Consider the following 4,067-nt stretch of genomic DNA (forward strand, 5'->3'; position numbering starts at 1 on the left):
ACGTGGTCCGTGGTTAAATACCGGAACATCAATCGTTAAGCTGAAGTGAATGATCCAGATCGAAGACCTGCGGCTGGTCGAGGCGCTGGCGCAGGCCCCGTCCCTGAGCGCAGCCGCCCGCGCGCTCAATGTGACGCCACCAGCGCTGTCCATGCGCCTGCGCAAGCTGGAGGCCACGCTGGGCCTGGCACTCGCCACCCGCACCGCCCGGCGCCTGAGCCTCACGCCCGAGGGCGAGCGCTTTGCGCAGGAAGGCGCGGCGCTGCTGGCGCAGCTGGAGGCGCTGCCCGAGTCGTTCCGCCGGGAAGACAGCCGCCTGACGGGCACGCTGCGCGTCGCCGCCCCCTTCGGCTATGGCCGGCATCATGTGGCGCCGGTGCTGGCGCGCTTCGCGCAATGCCATCCCGGCTTGCGCCTGCAGCTGGATCTGCGGGAGGCGCCTTGGCCGGACAAGCATGACTCGGACGCGGTAGTGCATATCGGCGCCGTGCGGGACTCATCCTGGATTGCCCGCACGCTCGCCCCCAACGAACGCTGGCTGTGCGCAAGCCCGGCTTACCTGCGCGCCCACGGCACGCCGCAAGAGCCGCGCGACCTGCTAGGGCACGCGTGCATCTGCATTCGCGAGAACGACGAGGACGTGACGCTGTGGCGTTTTCGCCGGGCGGGTTCCGGCACCGCGCGGCGGCCATCGGCCCGCGAAACGCTGCGCGTTGTCCCGGCTTTTACGACCAACGATGGCAGCGTGGCGCGCCAGTGGGCGGAGCAGGGGCTTGGCCTGGTGCTGCGCTCAGAGTGGGATACGGCCGATGCGGTGGCACGCGGCACGCTGGTCCGGGTCTTGGCCGGCTGGGAGTTCGACAGCGCGCCGGTGACCCTGCTGGTGCCCACGCGGCGTGGCCGCACGGCGCGGGTACAGGCATTGATGCAGTTTTTCGAGGCAGCCTTGGGCAAGCCAGGGCCGCCCCCACCGCGCTAAAAGCCCTTGCAGCCCTTGCCGACGACATGCTGCCCGTCCCCCCTCAGGGCGCCRCTTGCGGCGTCACAATGCTGAAGTATCCGTCAAACGTATCCAGCATGCCGAACAGCGACGCCACCGCCTGCGGGTTGCCTTCAATGCGGATGCTGCCATCGCGGATCGCGTCCGGCAGCGTCAGTTGCTTCAGGCTGATGCGGTCGAGCGTGGCCTTGTCCAGCGTGATGGTCGCCGTGGCCTGCGCAGATTGCGCGCTGGCCAGGTAGGTCAGGGCGCTGTTGCGCAGCGTCATGGCGTAGCGCTCTTGCAGGTCGGTGAAGTTCCAGTTCAGCGTCATGGCCTTGCCGGCGGCCTTGTCCGCATTCAGGCGCACCGCCAGGTAGTCGAAGAAGTGCGGCACGGTCAGCGCGCGCACCAGGTCGGGCGATGTCGTGCCGCCGGGCGCGCCCCGCTTGATGCCGTTGCGCAGTTCCTGCGCGCCGCTCAGGTAGGCATTGCGCCAGGTTGCGTTTTCGGTCTGGTAGCCAAGCTGCTCCAGCGCGTCGGCCTGTAACGCGCGGGCCGCGGCGTTGGCCGGATCRGCAAAGACCAGCTCGTTGCCGATCTGCGCCACCCAGCGGTATTCGCCGCGGGCGTAGGCTTCGCGCGCCTTGGCCAGGACAGCGTCCGCGCCGCCCATCCATTCGATCGTCTTCTTCGCGCCCTGCACCGGCGGCAGCGGGTTCAGGTGGGCGGGGTTGCCATCGTAGAACCCGAGGTAGCGCTGGTACACGGCGCGCACGTTGTGGCTGATCGAGCCGTAGTAGTCGCGCGCATACCATTTGCTGGCCAGCGGCTCAGGCAGCTTGCGCAGCGTGTCGGCAATGTCCGTGGGCGTGAGGCCATGGTTCATCAGGCGCAGCGTCTGGTCGTTCAGGTAGGCGTACATGTCGCGCTGGTCCGACAGGAACTCGTTGATGCGCGCCTTGCCCCAGGTGGGCCAGTGGTGCTGGGCGATCAGGATGTCGCTGCGCTCGCCGTAGCGGGCCAGCGCCTGGCCGATATAGAACGACCAGGCCTTGGCATCGCGCACCTGCGCGCCGCGGATGGTCAGGATGTTGTGCTGGGTGCGGGCAGCGTTCTCCGCGATGCACAGCGTGCGCAGCTGCGGGAAGTAAAGGTTCATCTCGGCCGGCGCCTCGGTGCCGGGCGTGAGCTGGAACTCGATGTCGATGCCATCGACGCGGCGGGTGTCGATGGTCTTGGCGATGAGATCGGTGGGCGCCAGCAGCGTGATCGTGCCGCGCGAGGTGGCCTTGCCCAGGCCCGCGTCGACTTGTCCCGTCGCGCTGCGGGGCAGGGTGGTGCCGTACATGTATTGCGCGCGCCGGCTCATGGCGTTGCCCGCCAGCACGTTCTCGCTGATGGCCTCTTCCATGAAGCCCGCCGGGGCGATCACCGCGACTTTGCCGGCTTTCACGTCGGCCTCGTCGACGATGCCCTTGGCGCCGCCGAAATGGTCGGCGTGGCTGTGCGTGTAGATCACGGCGACCACCGGCTTGCGCGGCCGGTGCGCATAGTACAGCGCCAGCGCCGCGCGCGCGGTCTCGGCGGTGATCAGCGGGTCCATCACGATGATGCCGGTGTCGCCTTCGATGATGTTCATGTTCGACAGGTCGGCCCCGCGCACCTGATAGAGGCGGTCGGTGACCTTGAACAGGCCGGCTTCATTGTTCAACTGCGCGAGCCGCCACAGGCTCGGGTTCACCGTGGCCGGTGCGGCATCGGCGCGCTCGAAGGCGTAGGCGTTGAAGTCCCATGCCACGCGGCCGTCCGCGCCGCGGATGGTGTCTTCGGGAAAGCGGGCCACCAGGCCGCGGTGCGCATCCTCGAAATCCTGCCGGTCGCCAAAGGGCAGTGCCTGCAGCCACGCCGCATTGGCTTGCGCGGTGACGGGCGAGGCAGGCGCGCTGGCCGTCTGGGCGGTGGCGCACTGGAAGGCAACGAGCGCCAGGATGGCGGGGAGGGTACGGCGAAGGGGCATGGCAAGGCTCGGCGAAACGAAGAGGACGTCTATTGAAGTCCAGCGCCACCTATAATTCAATTGCAAGTTTTTTATCCCAGCGATGCAAGGAGCGCATGTCTTGAACCTGAAACGGCTGGAACACCTGATCGCGGTGGCGGAAGAAGGCTCGCTGGCGGGGGCCGCCCGCCGCGTGCACCTGAGCCAGCCCGCGCTGACCCGCAGCATCCAGGCGCTGGAGGCCGAGGCCGGCATGCCGCTGTTCGATCGCGGGCCGCGCGGCGTGGCGCTGACCGCGGCCGGGCGYATGGTGGCGGAGCGGGCCCGGCGGATCTTGTTCGAGACGCGCTGCCTGGCGCGCGATCTCACGCTGGTGCAGCAGCATGAGATCGGCAGCGTGCAGATGGGGATGGGGCCGTTTCCCGCCGCCATCCTGCTGCCCGAGGTGCTGTGCGCCCTCAACCGGGACTGGCCGAAGCTGCGGGTGACGGCCGAGGTCAACAGCGCCCCGGCGCTGCTTGCCGCCCTGCACGCGGAGACGCTGGATTTTCTGGTTGCCGAGCGCCGTACCATGCCGGCGGCGGCAGAGCTGGAAGTCCGGCGCCTGCGGCCCGAGCCATCGGGCTGGTTCGCGCGCCCGGGTCATCCCCTTGCGGGCGGGCGTGTCACGCCGGCGCAATTGCGCGAGGCTACCCTGGTGTCCGTGCCGTTGCCGGATCATGGCCACGACCAGTTGCGCAGGCTGCTCGGCTGCCGGCCGGGCGAGAGCCTGCCGTTTCAGGTGCGGAGCAATGATTTTCATGCGCTCAGGCATCTGGCGTGCCAATCCGATGTGGTGCTGCTGGCACCCGCGCGGGCGCTCAGCGCGGAGCTGGAGAGCGGCGCGCTGGTGGCGCTGGCGCTGGCAAGCACGGTCTCCATGGCCATGGACTTTGTCGTCGTGCACCTGGCGCAGCGCACGCTGTCGCCGGCGGCGGAAAGGGCAGTGGCAGCGGTGCTGGCCGCCGCTTGATCCATGCGCCAGCGCCAGTTAATAAAAGCCAACTAAATGTAACTTTGTTTGCACGGATGTACCTTTCTCTTAACATA

At 68.3% G+C, this 4,067-nt stretch carries 3 protein-coding genes; 2 read left to right on the forward strand and 1 reads right to left on the reverse strand.

The features are described 5' to 3' along the window. Window positions 1–49: 49 nt before the first annotated feature. Complete coding sequence (locus AC1DS3_RS36110; protein WP_441634598.1) at window positions 50–979, forward strand: LysR family transcriptional regulator; 930 nt, start codon at window positions 50–52, stop codon at window positions 977–979. Between the two features lie 43 nt (window positions 980–1,022). On the opposite strand, the gene AC1DS3_RS36115 is transcribed toward AC1DS3_RS36110, so the two are convergent. After that, complete coding sequence (locus AC1DS3_RS36115) at window positions 1,023–2,999, reverse strand: alkyl/aryl-sulfatase (protein ID WP_477129086.1); 1,977 nt, start codon at window positions 2,997–2,999, stop codon at window positions 1,023–1,025. A gap of 100 nt (window positions 3,000–3,099) precedes the next feature. On the opposite strand from AC1DS3_RS36115, the gene AC1DS3_RS36120 reads away from it, so the two are divergent. Then, on the forward strand, window positions 3,100–3,990 hold the full coding sequence (locus AC1DS3_RS36120) for a LysR family transcriptional regulator (RefSeq protein WP_441634602.1): 891 nt from the start codon (window positions 3,100–3,102) through the stop codon (window positions 3,988–3,990). Window positions 3,991–4,067 lie beyond the last annotated feature (77 nt).

This window comes from Cupriavidus sp. 01L46 (assembly GCF_056399905.1).

Excerpts from the sequence above, each read along its gene's own strand:
- AC1DS3_RS36110 (WP_441634598.1), top strand. The coding sequence starts at position 50 with ATGATCCAGATCGAAGACCTGCGGCTGGTCGAGGCGCTGGCGCAGGCC.